At 59.4% G+C, this 17,260-nt stretch carries 17 protein-coding genes; 6 read left to right on the top strand and 11 right to left on the bottom strand.

Annotated elements, in window-relative coordinates; translation table 11 throughout:
• The first annotated feature begins 89 nt into the window (after nucleotides 1-89).
• Nucleotides 90-1,163 (top strand): AI-2E family transporter, encoded by a 1,074-nt coding sequence (locus MRBLMR1_RS20630; RefSeq protein ID WP_206828624.1) that lies wholly within the window; start codon nucleotides 90-92, stop codon nucleotides 1,161-1,163.
• A 219-nt stretch (nucleotides 1,164-1,382) separates the two neighbouring features.
• A complete protein-coding gene (locus tag MRBLMR1_RS20625) occupies nucleotides 1,383-1,745 on the top strand; it encodes a hypothetical protein (protein WP_148145034.1) in 363 nt (120 codons plus the stop codon).
• Between the two features lie 51 nt (nucleotides 1,746-1,796).
• Here the strand turns inward: MRBLMR1_RS20625 and MRBLMR1_RS20620 are convergent, their stop codons facing one another.
• Both MRBLMR1_RS20620 and MRBLMR1_RS20615 read right to left on the bottom strand, forming a co-directional pair.
• Entirely contained in the window at nucleotides 1,797-2,465 is a 669-nt protein-coding gene (locus tag MRBLMR1_RS20620; RefSeq protein ID WP_148145033.1) for a response regulator, read from the bottom strand.
• Nucleotides 2,462-3,862 (bottom strand): sensor histidine kinase, encoded by a 1,401-nt coding sequence (locus MRBLMR1_RS20615; RefSeq protein ID WP_148145032.1) that lies wholly within the window; start codon nucleotides 3,860-3,862, stop codon nucleotides 2,462-2,464. Before MRBLMR1_RS20615 ends, MRBLMR1_RS20620 begins: the two co-directional genes overlap by 4 nt.
• A 183-nt stretch (nucleotides 3,863-4,045) precedes the next feature.
• Between MRBLMR1_RS20615 and MRBLMR1_RS20610 the strand changes: the two genes are divergently transcribed.
• The gene (locus MRBLMR1_RS20610; RefSeq protein ID WP_500065973.1) at nucleotides 4,046-4,438 is read left to right on the top strand and encodes a DUF1236 domain-containing protein; all 393 of its coding nucleotides are present in this window, start codon (nucleotides 4,046-4,048) and stop codon (nucleotides 4,436-4,438) included.
• Between the two features lie 62 nt (nucleotides 4,439-4,500).
• On the opposite strand, the gene MRBLMR1_RS20605 is transcribed toward MRBLMR1_RS20610, so the two are convergent.
• The 6 genes from MRBLMR1_RS20605 to MRBLMR1_RS20580 form a co-directional block, all read right to left on the bottom strand.
• Entirely contained in the window at nucleotides 4,501-5,853 is a 1,353-nt protein-coding gene (locus tag MRBLMR1_RS20605; RefSeq protein ID WP_148145030.1) for an LLM class flavin-dependent oxidoreductase, read from the bottom strand.
• 33 nt (nucleotides 5,854-5,886) lie between these two features.
• Nucleotides 5,887-6,639 (bottom strand): histidine utilization transcriptional repressor HutC, encoded by a 753-nt coding sequence (gene hutC / locus MRBLMR1_RS20600; protein WP_148145029.1) that lies wholly within the window; start codon nucleotides 6,637-6,639, stop codon nucleotides 5,887-5,889.
• Nucleotides 6,636-7,427, bottom strand: a complete 792-nt coding sequence (locus tag MRBLMR1_RS20595; RefSeq protein ID WP_148145028.1) for an amino acid ABC transporter ATP-binding protein — start codon at nucleotides 7,425-7,427, stop codon at nucleotides 6,636-6,638. Before MRBLMR1_RS20595 ends, hutC begins: the two co-directional genes overlap by 4 nt.
• A complete protein-coding gene (locus tag MRBLMR1_RS20590) occupies nucleotides 7,424-8,092 on the bottom strand; it encodes an amino acid ABC transporter permease (RefSeq protein WP_148145027.1) in 669 nt (222 codons plus the stop codon). The genes MRBLMR1_RS20595 and MRBLMR1_RS20590 overlap by 4 nt, the downstream gene beginning before the upstream one ends.
• The gene (locus MRBLMR1_RS20585; RefSeq protein WP_500065970.1) at nucleotides 8,089-8,730 is read right to left on the bottom strand and encodes an amino acid ABC transporter permease; all 642 of its coding nucleotides are present in this window, start codon (nucleotides 8,728-8,730) and stop codon (nucleotides 8,089-8,091) included. The genes MRBLMR1_RS20590 and MRBLMR1_RS20585 overlap by 4 nt, the downstream gene beginning before the upstream one ends.
• 100 nt (nucleotides 8,731-8,830) lie before the next feature.
• The gene (locus tag MRBLMR1_RS20580; RefSeq protein WP_183825765.1) at nucleotides 8,831-9,658 is read right to left on the bottom strand and encodes a transporter substrate-binding domain-containing protein; all 828 of its coding nucleotides are present in this window, start codon (nucleotides 9,656-9,658) and stop codon (nucleotides 8,831-8,833) included.
• A 338-nt stretch (nucleotides 9,659-9,996) separates the two neighbouring features.
• Between MRBLMR1_RS20580 and MRBLMR1_RS20575 the strand changes: the two genes are divergently transcribed.
• Genes MRBLMR1_RS20575 through ertB form a run of 3 tightly spaced genes read left to right on the top strand, consistent with a single transcriptional unit; the run spans nucleotide 9,997 to nucleotide 14,014 of the window.
• Nucleotides 9,997-11,244: a Zn-dependent hydrolase gene (locus MRBLMR1_RS20575; RefSeq protein WP_500065967.1), complete on the top strand. Its 1,248-nt coding sequence runs from the start codon at nucleotides 9,997-9,999 to the stop codon at nucleotides 11,242-11,244.
• Between the two features lie 9 nt (nucleotides 11,245-11,253).
• Nucleotides 11,254-12,342 (top strand): thiohydantoin desulfurase, encoded by a 1,089-nt coding sequence (gene ertC, locus MRBLMR1_RS20570; RefSeq protein ID WP_206828632.1) that lies wholly within the window; start codon nucleotides 11,254-11,256, stop codon nucleotides 12,340-12,342.
• A 10-nt stretch (nucleotides 12,343-12,352) separates the two neighbouring features.
• Nucleotides 12,353-14,014 carry a thiourocanate hydratase gene (gene ertB, locus MRBLMR1_RS20565; protein WP_500065965.1) on the top strand — a complete coding sequence of 554 codons (1,662 nt, stop codon included), beginning with the start codon at nucleotides 12,353-12,355 and terminating at the stop codon, nucleotides 14,012-14,014.
• Nucleotides 14,015-14,038: 24 nt separating this feature from the next.
• Here the strand turns inward: ertB and MRBLMR1_RS20560 are convergent, their stop codons facing one another.
• The 3 genes from MRBLMR1_RS20560 to gnd form a co-directional block, all read right to left on the bottom strand.
• Nucleotides 14,039-14,962 (bottom strand): pseudouridine-5'-phosphate glycosidase, encoded by a 924-nt coding sequence (locus MRBLMR1_RS20560; protein ID WP_148145021.1) that lies wholly within the window; start codon nucleotides 14,960-14,962, stop codon nucleotides 14,039-14,041.
• A gap of 14 nt (nucleotides 14,963-14,976) precedes the next feature.
• Complete coding sequence (locus tag MRBLMR1_RS20555) at nucleotides 14,977-16,089, bottom strand: carbohydrate kinase (protein ID WP_148145020.1); 1,113 nt, start codon at nucleotides 16,087-16,089, stop codon at nucleotides 14,977-14,979.
• 79 nt (nucleotides 16,090-16,168) lie between these two features.
• A complete protein-coding gene (gnd, locus tag MRBLMR1_RS20550) occupies nucleotides 16,169-17,167 on the bottom strand; it encodes a phosphogluconate dehydrogenase (NAD(+)-dependent, decarboxylating) (protein ID WP_500065961.1) in 999 nt (332 codons plus the stop codon).
• Nucleotides 17,168-17,260: the final 93 nt, after the last annotated feature.

The raw sequence follows: 17,260 nt of genomic DNA, 5'->3' as shown, positions 1-17,260 counted from the left end.
TAAAAGACCTGTGAGCGGTCCGTCTGCAGAGTAAGACCTGTAGACGGATCGGTTTTACGCGTTATCTCTGTCTGCGGAAAAACGTTCAGATGCAGGATGGGATATTCGTGGTTCAGCGTGTCAGCTTTTATATTCTGCTTGTCTTTGTGACGCTGGCATTCATCGCAATCCTCATCCCGTTCTATTCGGCGGTTTTCTGGGCGGTAATCTTCGCTATCATCTTTTTCCCGCTCTATGCCAAGCTGGAAGAAGCGCTTGGCGGGCGGCGTAATAGTGCCGCCGTTCTCTCCGTGCTGATCTGCCTCTGCCTCGTGATCCTGCCGGGTCTGGCCATCTTGGCTTCGCTCATTCAGGAGGGAACCGGTCTCTATCAGAGGGTCTCGAGCGGACAGATCGATCTCAACCGGATGCTTAACGAGGTCGTGACGGCTCTTCCCGCCTTCATGCAGGACTGGCTGCAGACCATCGAGACTGGAGGCTTCGCCGCCCTCCGCGATCGCTTTTCGTCATCGCTCATGCAAGGCGGAAGCTTCTTTGCTGGGCGGGCATTGAATTTTGGCCAGAGCACTGCAGAGTTTTTCATTGCCTTTGGTCTGATGCTCTATTTGCTTTTCTTCCTGTTTCGTGATGGACGCTCGCTGGCGGCTGCAATCCGAAGCGCGGCGCCTCTAAGCGATGAGCACACGACGCAGTTCATGGCAAAATTTGCCTCGGTCGTGCGGGCGACGGTTCGTGGTAATATCATCATCGCCATCATTCAAGGCGTCATTGGAGGCGTTACCTTTTGGTTGCTGGGCGTGCAGCCGGCACTTCTCTGGGGCGTCCTGATGGTCATCTTGTCCCTCGTGCCTGCCGTTGGCGCTGCCCTCGTCTGGGTGCCGACGGCGATCTATCTTGCCGTCGCGGGCGAGGTTTTGAAGGCTGCTGTCATCGTTGCAGTCGGTGTGTTCGTGATCGGTCTCATCGACAATATCCTTCGACCACCGCTGGTCGGCAAGGAAACGAAGCTTCCGGACTATGTCGTGCTGATCTCGACCGTTGGCGGGATTTCTCTTTTCGGCGTCAACGGTTTTGTCATCGGCCCCCTGATTGCAGCGCTCTTCATTGCGGCATGGTCGCTTTTTGAAAAGGAGCAGGGCGGCGGTGGGAATGCAGTTGATTGAAACGCGATATCTGTAAACATGGTTGGACCATGGTCCAATTCGGGCATTCGCAAAGGTCTCATGGCGGAACTATGGCTGGGCTCAGATGTTGAATGCTAGTAGGGTGCAGTTACTGACGCTTGTCCGATGGAGGTTGCCATTCGCTCCCGCCGACAGATTATTTCAGGCCTGATGCTTGCCTTTCTCCCGGGTGTTGTGTCGTTTGGCGCGAAGTCCGCGATGGCACGTAATGGCGGACAGGGTGGTGGAAACGGAGGAGGCGGAGGCGGCCGTGAAGGCGGCGGCAGTTCCGGTAATTCCGGCAGGAGCGGTGGTGCTGAGAGCCGAGAGGGTAATGGTGGCCGGGGCAATCGCGATCGCAGCGCCGATACCGCGGCGGAGGCGAGAACAACGGATAGCCGCTCTCAAAAAGACGCCGTCAATGTCGACAATCGTGGCATCCGGGTGAGGCACGGCAGCGGTATTGCCGAAGAGGTGAATGATCGAGGCCGTTATGTCATGCGCGATCGAAGTGGCAGGACGATCGTCAATCGCGCCGCCACGAAATCCGATCTCGACAGATTGCGCTCATTGATAAAGTGAGTGATCTGCGAGCCATCATTTCCGGACGGCCCGCCGGATTGCTGGTTTCGCCTACGAGGAGAGCGTACGCCCGGAGATTTCTCGTGCCGCCTCATTCCAGGCGATTGCCGCGGCGGTTCTGTTGGTCACGTTAAGCTTGGCGAAGATGCGCGTCATGTGATGCTTGACCGTCTTCTCATGCAGATCGAGCTCGATGGCGATTGCCTTGTTGCTCAGGCCTTCGGCCGCGAGACCCAAGACCTCGCGTTCGCGTATCGTCAGGTCGCGCATGGCAGCGGAGAGGCTGTCCTCGTTGGCCGAGGCCGGCGGCTCTGCCAGGAGCTTGGCGGAAAGCGCCGGCGCCACATATCCTTCACCGGCGGCAACCGAGCGGAGGATTTCCGCAAGCGAGCCTGATCCGATCCCTTTGAGCACATAACCCTTTGCGCCGTCCTGTAGCGCCTGGCGGATATCATCGCTGGTTTCCGATACCGTCAGCATCACGATGTTCTGGTCGGGCCGCTCGGCAAGGATGGGGCCGATTGCACCAAGGCCGCCACCCGGCATCGAGATATCCATCAGCAGAATGTCGGGCTGGTGCCGCTGGGCGATTTCGATTGCATCGTCGCGGCTTCCCCCCTCAGCCACGATGTCGAAGCCGAGTTCGGTCAATGTGCGCGCAACGCCTTCCCTGAAAAGAGGGTGATCGTCGCATACGGCAACCCGCAGATCCGTCATCAAGTTTTCTCCGTTTCGCAAATCTTCAAAGTCATCGTCACTGTCGTACCGCTGCTATTCGAAACGATCTCGAACCGCCCTCCGAGGCTCTCGATCCGTTCCCTCAGACCGGCGATGCCAAGGCTCGTCGGCTTGATCTGTGTCGGATCGAAACCGGGGCCGGTGTCGATGACATCCACCACAACGCAATGCTCTTCCAAACGTTGCAGCACTTTCTGGCCCGATCCTCCCGCATGCCGCCAGCCATTGTTAAGCGTCTCCTGAACAAAGCGGTAGACGCAGATTTTTTCCGCAGGGCTTGGCTGCCACTCGACTGCGGCCATTGTAAGGGCAATCGAAACGCCGGTCCGTTCCCGGTGGCGCTGAACTGCCTGCAGGATCACATCCTGGAAGTTCGCGGTCTCGATCTCTGGAAGGATGAGATCGTGACAAATGCTGCGGATTTCCCTCATCGCTTCCTGCAGGCTCTTCTTGATCGAGGTGACCTCTGCCTCTCGCGTTTCGCGAAGTGCCTGGGCGCCGAGAATGGCGGGGCTGTCGATCCGAAGGGATGCATAGGCAATAAGCTGCGCCGGCCCGTCGTGGAGATCGGCTCCCAGCCGCCTTAGAAAACGTTCGTTAATGGCGGTCGTTTGCTGGCTTGCCTTCTGAACGCGCGAGTGCAGTTCCCGGTTCTGCTTGAGAAGATGCGAAAGCTCACCGACCCGGGCATTGAGAAGGCCGCGTTGCAGCTCGATGAGCCGGCTGCCGCGAAAGACGATCAGCGACAGCAGCGAGAAGATCGCCGCGATCACCGCAATGACCGCCAGCCAGGTGCGTAGTCTTGCGCTCTGGAGGCTGCGCTCGAAATCGGTTGCCACTTCATAGAATTCCGATACCGCCACGACTTCGCCTGACCATGGCTGCAACACGGGATTATAGATTTCGAGGAGTGGTCGCGTCTGGTTACCCAGCGCTTCCGCTTCCTCCGGATCGATTTGGTTGAATTCTGACACCATCTTACCGGAAAACGCCGCCTTCAGGTCTTCGCTTGGAGCAAGTTTCTTCCCCATAAGCGTCTTGTCATTGGCGTACAGGATCGTGCCGTCCTTGCGCCATAGGCGGAAGGAAATGAGGCGTTGACCGAGCGCTCCCTGTGACAGTGTCTCGTCGAGCACGCGTTCTATCGACTCATCGAGCTTTTCCGTGGTCGTCATGTCCGGCAAAATCGGAGCGATGATGCTGTCGACGTAAAGAGCAGTCGATGCGGCGGAGTTCCGCGTTACGGCCTCTTCAATGAGGCTGGCAACGAAAGTACCCACGATCAATGTCGCGATAATCGAGATTAACCCGCCGGCAAGCAGAAACTGGCGGGCGAGCGACTGTCCGGTCCAAAAAGCAATAACGTTGGGTAGGCGCACGAAAGCCTCGGTGGCTGCATCAGAAGAAGATAATTAAGGCTCGGCTTCACGGCGTCAATGGGGTCGCATGACCACTAATGTGTCCGGCGGGACCAAAGTCGCATCCTCAAACGCAAAGGTCCCGTATGGGAACGGCTCCGCATTCTTCACGTTTTCCTGCCATCGCAAGCAAGGAGTTCTGTGATGAAAAAGATGATCCTGGTATCCGCTGCCATTGCAGCCTTCGCCACCGGTGCCCTGGCCCAGCAGAGCACTGTAAACGGTGCCGTCGGTGGTGCCGTCACCGGCGCAATCGTCGGCGGCCCGGTCGGCGCTGCGGTTGGCGGCATCGTTGGCGCTGCAGCCGGCACGGCAATCGACCCGCCGCCGGAACGCGTCGTGCGTTACGTAGAGACCCAGCCGATGCCGGCACAGTCGGTCCTCGTCCAGGAACAGGTGGTGGTCGGTCGCCCCATTCCGCAGCAGGTGGTGTTGACGCCTGTGCCGGAAGATCCGACCTATGCCTATGCGGTGGTCAACCAGCAACGCGTTATCGTAGATCCGCAGACGCACACGGTCGTTCGCATTCTCAACTGATATTAGGTCAAAGATCGAGAAGGCGCCCGTGACATCGCGGGCGCCTTTTCTTATGTCTTTCCTCAACCCTTCTGGCGGGCCGCAGCGTGGCGATTGGCGGGCATTGAAAGGCCGAGATTTTCGCGAAGTGTTGAGCCCTCGTACTCTTCACGGAAAAGCCCGCGGCGGCGAAGTTCCGGCAAGACGAGTTTGGTAAAGTCGGTCAGGCTTGCCGGCAATGTCGGGAACATCAGAATGAAGCCGTCGGCGGCGCGCGCCTCGAACCATTCTTCCATGAAATCGGCGATTTCCTTTGGCGTGCCGGTAATACCGTTGCCGGTGCTCTTTTCCGCATAGTGGTGGATCAGATGGCGCAGCGTGTGGCCCTGTTTGATGAAGTCGGTCAGTTCCTCGAATAATGCCTTCGAGCCCTTCGGCTGCTGCGGCAGGCGTTCCATTGGGAAGGGCTTGTCGAGTTCTGCGCCGGAGAGATCCGTTTCCAGAAATTCGCCCAGCATCCAGCGGCCGACATCAGGGTGAAGGTTGTTGATCAGGAAATCGACCTTGGCTTGGGCTTCCGCTTTCGTTTCTCCGACATTGACGACAATGCCCGGCATCATCTTCAGGTCATCCTCGATGCGGCCATACTTCGCCATGCGGCTTTTGACATTGCGATAGAATGAACCGTTGCGCTCGATGCTGGAGGCCAGGCTGAAGACGATTTCCGAGGTTCGGGCAGCAAGCTCCATCCCCGCTTCCGAGCCGCCTGCCTGGGCGATGACAGGTCGCCCTTGTGGGGTCGAGGCGATATTCAACGGTCCGCGAACCTGGAAATGCTTGCCCTTGTGGTTCAGCGTGTGCAGCTTGTCCTTGTCGTAATAGACGCCGCCCTGACGATCGAGCAGCAGGGCGTCCGGCTCGAAACTGTCCCAGAGGCCGAAAACGACATCGACGAATTCCTCGCCGCGCTCATAGCGGATCGCATGCGGATCGAGCCCCTCGCGATTGAAATTATAGCCGGTTTCGTCGTGGTCGGAGGTGACGACGTTCCAGCAGGCCCGGCCACCGCTTAAATGATCGATGGACGAAAATATGCGGGCGATGTTGTAAGGCTCATAGTAGCTGGTCGAGGCTGTCGCCACGAATCCGAGCTTCTCCGTCATGGCCGCAAGGGCCGTGATCAGCGTCAGGGGTTCGAACCGGTTCATCTTTGTCGGCGAGCGGGATAGAGCTTCCGGATCGCCGATCGCGGCGGCCGGTGAGTCCGCCACGAACATGAAGTCGAGCTTGGCCTCTTCCGAAATGCGGGCGACATTAAGCAGGTGGTCGATTTTGTTTGCACCATTGACATCGGCTGCAGGATGCAGCCAGCTCGCCGGGTTGAAGCCGAACGTATAGACAAAGGTTCCAAGTTTCAGCTTGTCTTCGCGGGCCATGGTTCCTCGACTCCTCTTGATAGTCTTCGTGTTTCAGCCCGCCTGAGATGGGGTGAAGCGGGCGGTGAGCGTGTGGCTTTTGCCGGGATAGGTCAGCCGAACCGACGTCACCGACTGATCGAGCCGCCATGTCTGACGCTCGACAACCATGACAGGGCTGCCGATAGGGATGGTGAGATAATCAGCTTCCGCGGAGCCGGCGCCGCGGGCCGCAATCCGGTGCTCGGCGGCGCTCCATGGCACATGATCGAGTAGCCAGGGGCCGGGAGACAGGGTTTCGAATGTTTCTCCTCTGGCATCCGGCACGACTTCCAGATTTATCAGACGCTGCTCGAGGCAGAAGGGATGTGCGCCCGCATAGTGAAGGCAGGTAATATCGGCGATCGCTCTCTTACGCGGGATGTCGAGGCGCTCGGCCTCTTCACTGTTCGCCGGCCTTACCGTGCGGCCCAGAATCCGGTGGCTATAGATTTCACCTTTCGCCTTCACCTCTTCGCGAATGTCGTAGATTTCGAGAATTGCGCTTTGCGCCTTCTGGGGGAGAACGACACTGCCGACCTTGCGCTTCCGCTGTATCAGCCCGGCGCGTGCCAGCTGTGTCACGACCTTGTTCACGGTCATGCGCGAACAGCCGTATTGCAAGGCCAGTTGCTGTTCCGATGCGATCTTGAAGCCGGGTTGCCAGCGGCCAGTCAGGATATTCTGCTCGATATCGAGAAGTATTCGCTGATGAAGCGAAAGCGGCGTCTCGGGAATAGTGTCGGCAGTAATATCCGCGTCAATCATGCGAGCATGCTGGCGCCGCGATCGAGATAGGTGTCGAGAAATTGCTCCAGGCGTGGGTGGCGCGGTTTGGCAAAGATTTCCGCTGGCGGTCCTGAGAACAACAGCCTTCCGTGATCGAGAAAGCTGATCTGCTGGCCGACGCTGGCGGCAAAGCCGATCTCGTGGGTGACGACCACCATCGTCATGCCCTCGCTCGCCAAGTCCCGCATGACGTTGAGCACTTCACCGGTCAATTCCGGGTCGAGCGCGGAGGTCGGCTCGTCGAACAGCATGATTTTCGGTTCCAGCGCGAGCGCCCGGGCAATCGCCACGCGTTGCTGCTGGCCGCCGGAAAGCTGCGACGGGTAATGTCCGGCGCGGTTTTCCAGCCCGACCTTGCGCAACTGCACCATGGCGCGTTCCTCCGCCTCAGCTTTCGGCACCTTGCGGACGAGCTTCAGGGCTTCGCTAACATTGCCGAGCGCGGTCATATGCGGCCAGAGATTGAATTGCTGGAAGACCATGCCTGTCTTCGTGCGAACCGCACGGATCTGGTTGGCGGGCAGGCGCTCGCGGCGGCCATTGGCGTCCTCGAAAAAGCCCAGGGCCTCTCCGTTGATGGTGATCATGCCGCTGGTTGCTTCTTCCAGAAAAGCGAGGCAGCGCAGCAATGTGCTCTTGCCTGAACCAGACGGACCGATGAGGCAGGAAACCTTGCCTTCCGGGATTTCCAGATCGATGTCCTGCAGCACGGTGGTTTCTCCGAACCGCTTTACGAGTTTGCGGATGGCGATGGCTGGTACACTCATGCTTTCGAAAACCTCAGTCGGGAGAGACGATTTTCGGCCACGCGGCCGAGCCGGTCTGTGAGTTCAACGATGATCCAGTAGACGATCGCCAGGATGAAGATCGCTTCGAGGAAGGCGTATTGCTGCGAGCCGATGGCGCTGACGGTGGCGGTCAGTTCCGGCACCGTGATGATCGACAAGACGGCGGACTCCTTGAGCAGGATGATCGCGAGGTTGATGGCGGGCGGCAGAACTATCAGCGCCATTTCCGGCACCTGGATCCGGCTGATCGTCTGGAACCGCGTCATGCCCAAGCAGGCTGCGGCTTCGACATGGCCGACCGGGACCGAAGCATAACCGGCGCGGAACACCTCGCTGTAATAGGCCGCGCTATAGACGGTAAGCCCGATCAATCCGCAGGGGATGGGATCGAGCATCAGGCCGACGAACGGGCCGCCGTAATAGAGAAGAAAAATCTGGATCAGGAACGGGGTGCCGCGCAGCACTTCCACGATCGTGCCGAGCACCGCGTTGACGATCTTGCCGCCGAAACGCCGCGCGGTAGCGACGATGAAGCCTGCCACGACCCCGCCGAGCACGCCGGCGATCCAGAGCCAAAGGGTGACGAACAGCCCGCTGCCGATTTCCGGCAGTTTCTCAATGATGACTTGCGGGTCGAACATCATGCCGAGGCTCCCTTCAGGGAACGTTCGGCATAGCGGCCAAGAAGCGCGATTGCGGAGTTGATGACGAAATAGATGAGGGCCGCGGAAGCAAAGATCGGGATCGGCTGATAGGTGCTGGAGGCAAGATCCTGAGCCATCTTGGTGATCTCGATAATCCCCACCACCGACACGAGCGAGGAGGATTTGAGGATCATGATCGCCTCATTCACCAGTGCCGGAAATGTTAGCCTAAGAGCGATGGGCGCGCGGATGCGGATGAATGTCTGGGCACCAGTAAAGCCTGCGACATCGGCGGCTTCAATCAGACCAGGCGGAACGCTGGCAAATCCGCCACGCAGGTTTTCAGCCTGATAGGCAGCCGTGCAGAGTGACAGGCCGACGATCGCGGCGACAATTCCGGGAACATTGATGCCGATCACCGGCAACAGCGTATAGATGAGCAGAAGCTGGACCAGCAGCGGCACGCCGCGGAAAAAGCTGATGAACAGCCTTGCCGGCAGGATATAGATCGCCTTGCCCGACAGCAGCGCGGCAGAGAGCAGCATGGCGATCACGAACCCGATCGCGATCGACACCAGGCTGATGCCAAGGGTCGAGAGAGCCGCCTCCAGAAGCAGCGTGAAAAGTTTTGGCGTCATCGGCTACGCTTCGTTGGTCGCCGGCGCGGTGCGCAGGGCGAAACGGAAGGAACGAGGGATCAGGGGACGCGCTAAGCACATCCCCGTAATCGACTGAGGATCAGAATGCCGGCTCAGGCACCGAGTCCGGCGTATCGAACGTCGTGCCGAACCACTTTTCCTGCAGCTTGCCCAGGCGGCCGTCCTTCTTCATCGCAAGAATTTCGGTGTCGATGTAATCGAGCAGCGACTTGTGGTCGTCATCCTTGGTACCAATGAAGCCGAAATAGGTCTTCTTGCCGAAAGCCGGGGTCACGACTTCGAAGGCGCCGTTGCGCTGCTTGGCAACGAAGGCGATGTTCGGAAGGGAGTTCGCGACAGCAACGACACGGCCGGTGGCAAGGTCCGCATAAGCGTCGTTGAACGAGACATATTCGCGAACGTTGACCTTTTCCGGAAGCGTCGCGGAATATTCCTGCAACTGCGCGAGCTGTGCGGTCGCCTTGCCGACGCCGACGGCCTTGCCGGCAATATCGGCCGGCTTCGTGATCGAAGTGTCGCCGGCCTTCTTCAGGATCGCGACGGAGGCTTCGGCAACCGGGGCGCTCATGCGGTAGCGGGCGATACGGGCCTTGGTGATGGTTGCTGGACCGGCAACGACATCGAACTTGCCGGCTTCAAGGCTTGGCAGAACGCTATCCCAGGGCAGTTCGACCCATTCGATCTTGACGCCAAGGTCCTTTCCGAGCGCCTCGAAGAAATCGACGTTCAGGCCCTTGTGTTCGCCGGCGTCGATGAAGTCGAAGGGAGCGAATGCTGTTTCCGTGCCGACTTTCAACACGCCTGCGGCCTTGGCCTTGGCCAGCACGTCTTCAGCATGGGCCGAAAACGACGTGGCAAGCAGAAGGGCGCCAGCGGCGACAGCCTTCATCATTTGTCTTTTGAGCATTGGTGATTTCTCCGCGTTGTTCTACCTTAAGGACCGCAGTTCGGCTGTTCCCACCGTGTGACAGCGAATTTTATCGCTGTTCTTTTTATTGCCTATACAAATGACCGATGTTTTCGGAGCCGTCAACGGCTTCAATCGGGCTTTCCCACGTGTCGCGTCGGGGCTGATGATCGCCGCAATCGGTAGGCCGATTTCCGATCAAATCAGCTTGCCTTGCGTGGTTTCGTAAACCTATCTTCTCTGGATACTCATCGAGGAGATGAGCGAAGCCAGGTGCCGAGTCGGCGCGGATGCTTCGCCCGATCTACGGCCAGCATTTCATTTTAGGATCATGCCATATGACTTCCAATCTCGTCGTCAATGCCGGCCGTATCGCGGCAGATATCGACGCTCTGGCCAATATCACCGAACCCGACAGACCATGGACGCGTCGCGCATTCACGCCGATGTTCCTCAAGGGACGCGCCTATGTGGAAAAGGCATTTCGTGATGCGGGTCTTGAGAGGCGTATCGATGCTGCCGGTAACCTGATTGGTCGTCGAAAAGGAAAGACGGGTGGCGGCACGCTGATGCTGGGCTCGCATACGGATACGGTGCCAAATGGCGGTCGTTTCGACGGGATCGCCGGCGTGATTGCGGCGCTTGAAGTGGCGCGCGCGCTCAGCGATGCGGGGATCGAACTGGAACACGATCTGGAAATCGTCGATTTTCTGGCGGAAGAAGTCTCGATTTTCGGCGTCTCCTGCATCGGCAGCCGAGGCATGACCGGTGTTCGTCCTGGCGAGTGGCTGGAGCGCGCGGCCGAGGCCGAGGGAAGGCGTATAGATCTGGCCGAAGGGATTCGCGAGGTCGGTGGCGACCCGGCGCAAATCGGCGGGCGCGATGATATCAGGGCCTTTCTGGAATTGCATATCGAGCAGGGTACAGTGCTTGAGCGGGAGGGAATCGATATCGGTATCGTCGGGGCGATTACCGGGATTTCCCGCTTCGAGATCCTGGTCGAAGGCCGTGCCGACCATGCTGGCACCACACCGATGAATGCGCGTTACGACGCCTTGGGGGCCGCATCCTACCTTGTGCTCGGCATTGAACGTATCGCCAACGAGTTGGCTCTCGGATCGAGTTATTTTGCAGGCACCGTTGGTGAGTTTTCGATGGAGCCGAATGCCGCGAATGTCATTCCATCCCATGTTCGGATGCTGATCGATGCCCGGGCCGTCGATCCTGCTCTCATGGACGAATTCGTAGCGGCCTTGTCTGCGCTTTGTGCGCAGACGGCTGCGAAACGGAATGTGAAGATTGCGGAACCGCGCAGGGTTTCCAATGCGGCCCCGACACCTATGTCCGGGATGGTGACGGATGTTCTGGCCTCGAGCGCTGCGCGGATCGGCGCTACCACCCGGCCGATGGTGTCTGGCGCCGGCCATGACGCCGCCTTCCTTTCAAAGGTGGCGCCTGCTGCGATGATCTTCATCGCCAGCAAGGACGGGCGCAGCCATGCTGCGGAAGAATGGTCGGAAAATGATGCGATCACTCTCGGTGCGGCCGTTCTTTACGAGGCAATTCTGGATCTGGATAAAAGATAGGGAGACGGCATGGGGCGCATACTGACGGAGAAGGATGTCGAGGCGGCCGTTCGCGGCGGTTCCGTTTATGCGGCCGGCGGCGGCGGCTGGTCCGATCATGGCCGCATGCTGGGCTATGTCGCGGTCAGCATCGGCAAGCCGGAACTGATCACGATCGACGAACTGGATGATGACGACTGGGTGGCAACGGCGGCGGCCATCGGTGCACCCGCTTCCACGACCGCATGGGAAATGCAGGGTGTCGATTACGTCAAGGCCGTTCAGCTTCTGCAGGATGCGTTGGGAGAAAAGATTTCGGCCCTGATGATCGGCCAGAACGGCAAGTCATCGACGCTGAACGGTTGGCTTCCGTCCGCAATTCTTGGCACCAAGGTGCTCGATGCTGTCGGTGACGTGCGTGCCCATCCGACCGGCGACATGGGGTCGATCGGCATGGCCAATTCGCCGGAACAAATGATCCAGACAGCAGTTGGCGGCAATCGTGCCGAGAACCGCTATATCGAACTGGTTATTCGCGGCGCGACCGCCAAGGTCTCGCCGGTGCTTCGCACGGCATCCGACATGTCGGGCGGATTTATCGCCTCCTGCCGCAATCCGCTGCGGGCCTCTTATGTTCGCCGCAATGCGGCGCTTGGCGGTATCAGTCTCGCGTTGAAGCTCGGCGAAGCGATCATCGAGGCGGATGCCAGGGGAGGGCATGCGATCATTGACGCGATCGTCAAGACGACAGGCGGGTCGATCATCGCCGAGGGCGAGGTCAGCTCAAAATCGGTTGTCTATACGAACGAGGCTTTCGATGTCGGCACGATCACGGTCGGTCGCGGCGACAAGGCCGTGACGCTGCATGTGATGAACGAATACATGGCGGTGGATGATGCCGGCGGCAACCGGCTCGCAACTTTTCCGGACATCATCTCGACCTTGTCGCCGGAAGGCGAGCCAATGAGCGTTGGACAGTTGCAGGTCGGAATGCCGGTGTTTCTGCTGCATGTGCCGAAGACGATCATTCCGCTTTCGTCGAGCGTCAAGGATCCGTCAGTCTACCCGACCGTCGAGAAGGCGCTCGGGATCAGCATCGCCGATTACGCATTGGGGTGAGGAGAACACCGTGTCTAAGCCGAACCCGCGCCATCCGAAATTTCCGATCCCCGGCGGACCGAAGCTGCGCGCCAAAGGCTGGCGGCAGGAGGCGTTGCTGAGGCTTCTTGAAAACGTTCTCTCGGTTGGCGAGGATCCCGACAATCTCATCGTTTATGCGGCGCTCGGGAAGGCTGCGCGTAACTGGGCCGCGCATGATGCGATTGTCAGGGCCTTGAAGGAGATGGACGAGGATCAGACGCTGATCATCCAGTCCGGCAAGCCGGTCGGGTTGCTGAAGACACATGCAAAGGCGCCACTGGTGATCATGGCGAACTGCAATATCGTCGGCCAATGGGCGAAGGCGGAATATTTCTACCAGCTGCAGAAAAAGGGGCTGATCTGCTGGGGCGGGCTGACGGCCGGCGCCTGGCAGTATATCGGCAGCCAGGGCGTGATCCAGGGGACCTATGAGATCTTCATGCGGATCGCCGAAAAGCGCTTCGGCGGTACGCTTGCAGGGCGGTTCGTGCTGACTGCCGGGCTGGGCGGCATGGGCGGTGCGCAGCCACTTGCCGGCCGCATGGCGGGGGCGGCGATCCTGGTCGTCGATATCGATCCCGAACGTGTCGCCAAGCGCAAGGCTATCGGTTTTCTCGATGAGGTCGCGTCCGATCTCGATACCGCGCTGGCGATGATCGATGCGGCGGTGAATGAAAAGCAAGCAGTGTCGATCGGCCTCGTCGGCAATGCGGCTGATATCTATCCGCAGATCGTCAAGCGAGGGATCGTGCCGGACGTTGTCTCCGACCAGACTTCCGCACATGATCTCGTCTATGGCTATGTTCCGAAAGGCATGAGCCTCGAGGAAGTACGACGGCTTCGAGAGGAAGGGCAGGGGCAACTGATGGCGGCGAGCCGTGCCTCGATCGCCGATCATGTCCGCGCCATGCTGACCCTGCAGGAAAGAGGGGCGGAGGTTTTCGACAATGGTAACCTCATTCGCACCCAAGCCAGAGAGGGCGGCGTCGAAAACGCCTTCGATATCCCGATCTTTACCGAGGCCTATCTGAGGCCGCTTTTCTGCCGCGCAATCGGTCCCTTCCGCTGGATGGCGCTATCCGGTGAAGAGAGCGATATCGCGCGTATCGACGATCTCGTTCTGGAGCTATTCCCGGACAATCATATCGTCACCAACTGGATCAGGCTGGCGCGCGAAAATGTGCCGTTCGAGGGGCTTCCGGCACGGATTGCCTGGCTTGGTCATGGCGAACGCACGAAACTGGCGCTGGCGGTCAATGAACTGGTTGGGAAAGGCGAGCTGAAAGGGCCGATTGCCTTCTCGCGGGACCATCTCGATGCCGGGGCGATGGCGCATCCGAACATAATGACCGAGAACATGAAGGATGGCTCGGATGCGATTGCCGACTGGCCGCTGATCAACGCCATGACGCTTTGCTCGTCGATGGCCGATCTCGTCGTCATCCATTCCGGAGGCGGCGGTTATGCCGGTTACATGACCAGCGCCGGGGTGACGATCGTGGCCGACGGGACGGAATCTGCGGCAGAGCGGCTCGACATGTCGATTACCAACGATACGTCGCTCGGCATCATCCGGTATGCCGACGCAGGTTATGAGGATGCGATCGAGGCAGCCGAGCGGGGCGAGGTTGCGCGTATACGGCTGGGTTGAGACCCAGCCGTATGCATCGGACGGTCAGCCCTTCTTGAAGGCCGAATAGGCGACGGCCATCTTGGCTGCGAGCGTCGCGTTGTTTTTCACCAGCTCGATATTGGCCTTCAGGCTTTCGCCCTTGGAAAGTTCGTTGATGCGGGCAAGCAGGAAGGGTGTCAGTTCCTTGCGGCCGATACCGCGTTCATCGGCTTCGCGAACCGCGTCGGCAATCGTCCCGTCGATGAATTTCGGCGTGAGAGCCGCCGCTTCCGGGATCGGGTTGGCGATCAGAAGACCGGTGCCGGTTCCGAGCTGGTGATGCAGCCACATCGCCTTGGCGATCTCGGCGGCGCTGTCCAGCTTGTGATCGGCCTTGTAGCCGCTCTTGCGGGTGAAGAAGGCCGGGAATTCGTCGGTTCCATAGGCAATGACGGGAACACGCTGGGTTTCCAGATATTCAAGCGTCTTGGCGATATCGAGGATCGACTTGACGCCGGCGCAGACGACGGCGGTTTTCGTGCGGCCGAGCTCGGTCAGGTCGGCAGAGATGTCGAAGGTCTGCTCGGCACCGCGGTGGACGCCGCCGACGCCGCCGGTGGCAAAGATCTCGATGCCGGCGAGATCAGCCAGCAGCATCGTTGCGGAAACGGTCGTGCCGGCCGTCTGCTTGCGTACCATGGCGACGGCAAGGTCGCGGCCGGAGGCCTTTACGACATCCTTGGCCTGGGCGAGTTTTTCGAGTTCGTCGGCGTCGATACCGGCGCGCAGCTCGCCATCGATGACGGCGATCGTTGCCGGGACGGCGCCGTTGGCACGCACGACATCCTCGACCGCCTTGGCGGTTTCGAGATTGGCCGGGTAGGGCATGCCATGGGTGATGATGGTGGATTCGAGCGCCACGACCGGTCCACCCTTCGCAATCGCGTCGGCGACTTCCTTGTTGAGCTTAGGCTTCAGCAGTTGCATGTCGTCTTGTCCTTTCAGTTCGTCAGCCTGTGCCGATTGGCTTCGATAAGCTCGGCAGACAGGTCGGGGAGTACGCTGGCATTACATTCGGTGGTGAGTGTGGCGGCAAGCGCCCCGGTGCGGGCCGCATCGAAAATCTCGTCGCCTTCGAGCAGCCGATGAAGTGTCGCGGCGATCATCGCATCGCCCGCGCCGGTCATGTCGACGGGGGCAGCCCTGACGGCATTGACGAAGTCCACGGTTTCCCGTCCGGCAACCGCCATGCCCTGAGCCCCGGCGCTGACCACGGCCATGCCGGCGCCTGCTTTTTGCAGCGCCAATGCGGACTGTTTCGCGCCTTCGGAGGTGTGCGGGTTCGTCTGGCCGAGGATGGCGTTCGCCTCGTCGATATTCATGAACAGGAGGTCGATCCCGTTCAGGTCTTTCGGCAGGCGCATGACCTTGTGGGTCGACACCGCATCGATCGCCAGATGACAGGACGCATTTTTGCAACGGTCTATCAGCGCGAAAAGCGCTTCAGCGGGAAGATTGCAGTCTGCAAATACCCAGTTCGAGGCTGCGAGATGAGGCCAGGCACGCTCGATATGATCCGGCTGGAACAGGTCAAAAATGTTCATGTCGGCTATGCCGAGAACCAAGTCTCCGGCTGCATCAAGAATTGCCGCATATTCGGCCGTCGGGCGTTCGTTGGTCGTAACGACCTGACTGACGTCGATCCCGATTTCGCGCATATATTTGAGCAGGGCCTGCCCGCCGTCATCATCACCGACGATCGATATGAAGCCGGTTGCGGAACCGAGCCGGGCAAGATTTTCCGCAACATTGCGGGCAACGCCGCCGAGGCTACGGGTACTTTCGACGGGATTGGATGTTTCCAGAACGATCTTGGTGCGGGCGTGATATTTGCGGTCCAGCACGGCGCCGCCGATGCAGAAAGCGCGGACTTCGGACGAGAGAACATAACCCCGTCCAAGAATATATCCCTTGTTCATCAATTGAACGATATGAGCGGCAACCGTCGAGCGGGCCAGCCCCAGAGCGGTGGCAATTTCCTGCTGTCCGACGAAAGGGTTTTCGCGGATCAAGGCCAGAACGGCGCTTTCCTGTGGTGCAAGCGGATGGGTCATTGCATGGGCTCCTTGCGAAACCCATGCAGACAATTGTTTATCGTGTCAACAGATGTTTTAGGTCTGTTTATTGGGAGTCTTACTTGCCATGCGGCTTTTCGACGTGGCCGCCAAAGGACTTGCGCATCAGCGACAGCATCTTGTTGGCGTATTCGGCATTACCCTGGCTGTCGAAACGGCTGAACACGGCGGCAGACAGAACCGGCACCGGAACGCCCATGTCGATCGCGGCCTTCATCGTCCAGCGTCCTTCGCCGGAATCCGAAACGCGTCCACCGAAGCTGCTGAGCGACGGGTCCACCTTCAGAGCGTCCGCCGTGAGGTCGAGCAGCCACGAGCCGATAACGCTGCCGTGGCGCCAGACTTCGCTGATCGCCTCGATATCCATGTCGAACTGGTAATATTGCTTGTCCGGTAGCGGCGTCGTTTCCGCATCCGCCTCGCGATGGGCGTTGCCGACATTTGCCTGTTTCAGCACATTGAAGCCTTCGGCATAGGCCTGCATCATTCCGTATTCGATGCCGTTATGGACCATTTTGACGAAATGGCCGGCGCCGCTCGGGCCGCAATGCAGATAACCGCGCTCCGCAGGACGAAGCAACGGATCCAGATCCGCTCCCGGCGCAAGCGTCGCGAAGATCGGGTCCAGATGTTTGACCGCCTCGTCCGGGCCGCCGATCATCAGGCAAAAGCCGCGCTCAAGACCCCAGACGCCGCCGCTCGTTCCGACGTCGATGTAGGAAATACCCTTCTCGGCAAGCTTGGCGCTCTGATCGACCGCGTCACGGTAGTTGGAATTGCCGCCGTCGATGATTATGTCGCCGGGCTGCATGAAGGCTGCCAGCTTGTCGACGATGCCGGGCGTGATCGCTGCCGGAAGCATGATCCATACGGCACGCGGGGGCGTCAATTTTTCGAGGAACTGTTCGATGGACGAGATGCCGATGGCGCCCTCGCCGACAAGCGCCTCGACTGCCGCCGGGTTGACGTCGTATGCAACGCATTCATGGCCCGCACGCATCAGGCGCCTTGCCATGTTGCCGCCCATGCGGCCCAGTCCCATCATTCCGATCTGCATGTGTAAGCCTCTCGATGCAGTTTTAGAATCGTCAGGATAACTAGGACTATGTGTCGCAGGCCTCAAGCTATTTAAATCGATTTATTTTTGGCT

This window comes from Neorhizobium sp. LMR1-1-1.1 (genome assembly GCF_040675795.1).
In the GTDB taxonomy this organism is placed as follows: Bacteria; Pseudomonadota; Alphaproteobacteria; order Rhizobiales; family Rhizobiaceae; genus Neorhizobium; species Neorhizobium cellulosilyticum.
This window is presented reverse-complemented; position numbering and strand designations above follow the sequence as displayed.

Bases quoted from the DNA above. Each gene is read 5' to 3' on its own strand.
- MRBLMR1_RS20630 (WP_206828624.1), top strand. From the start codon at position 90: ATGCAGGATGGGATATTCGTGGTTCAGCGTGTCAGCTTTTATATTCTG.
- MRBLMR1_RS20625 (WP_148145034.1), top strand. From the start codon at position 1,383: ATGGCACGTAATGGCGGACAGGGTGGTGGAAACGGAGGAGGCGGAGGC.
- MRBLMR1_RS20610 (WP_500065973.1), top strand. From the start codon at position 4,046: ATGAAAAAGATGATCCTGGTATCCGCTGCCATTGCAGCCTTCGCCACC.
- MRBLMR1_RS20605 (WP_148145030.1), bottom strand. From the start codon at position 5,853: ATGGCCCGCGAAGACAAGCTGAAACTTGGAACCTTTGTCTATACGTTC.
- hutC (WP_148145029.1), bottom strand. From the start codon at position 6,639: ATGATTGACGCGGATATTACTGCCGACACTATTCCCGAGACGCCGCTT.
- MRBLMR1_RS20595 (WP_148145028.1), bottom strand. From the start codon at position 7,427: ATGAGTGTACCAGCCATCGCCATCCGCAAACTCGTAAAGCGGTTCGGA.
- MRBLMR1_RS20590 (WP_148145027.1), bottom strand. From the start codon at position 8,092: ATGATGTTCGACCCGCAAGTCATCATTGAGAAACTGCCGGAAATCGGC.
- MRBLMR1_RS20585 (WP_500065970.1), bottom strand. From the start codon at position 8,730: ATGACGCCAAAACTTTTCACGCTGCTTCTGGAGGCGGCTCTCTCGACC.
- MRBLMR1_RS20580 (WP_183825765.1), bottom strand. From the start codon at position 9,658: ATGCTCAAAAGACAAATGATGAAGGCTGTCGCCGCTGGCGCCCTTCTG.
- MRBLMR1_RS20575 (WP_500065967.1), top strand. From the start codon at position 9,997: ATGACTTCCAATCTCGTCGTCAATGCCGGCCGTATCGCGGCAGATATC.
- ertC (WP_206828632.1), top strand. From the start codon at position 11,254: ATGGGGCGCATACTGACGGAGAAGGATGTCGAGGCGGCCGTTCGCGGC.
- MRBLMR1_RS20560 (WP_148145021.1), bottom strand. From the start codon at position 14,962: ATGCAACTGCTGAAGCCTAAGCTCAACAAGGAAGTCGCCGACGCGATT.
- MRBLMR1_RS20555 (WP_148145020.1), bottom strand. From the start codon at position 16,089: ATGACCCATCCGCTTGCACCACAGGAAAGCGCCGTTCTGGCCTTGATC.
- gnd (WP_500065961.1), bottom strand. From the start codon at position 17,167: ATGCAGATCGGAATGATGGGACTGGGCCGCATGGGCGGCAACATGGCA.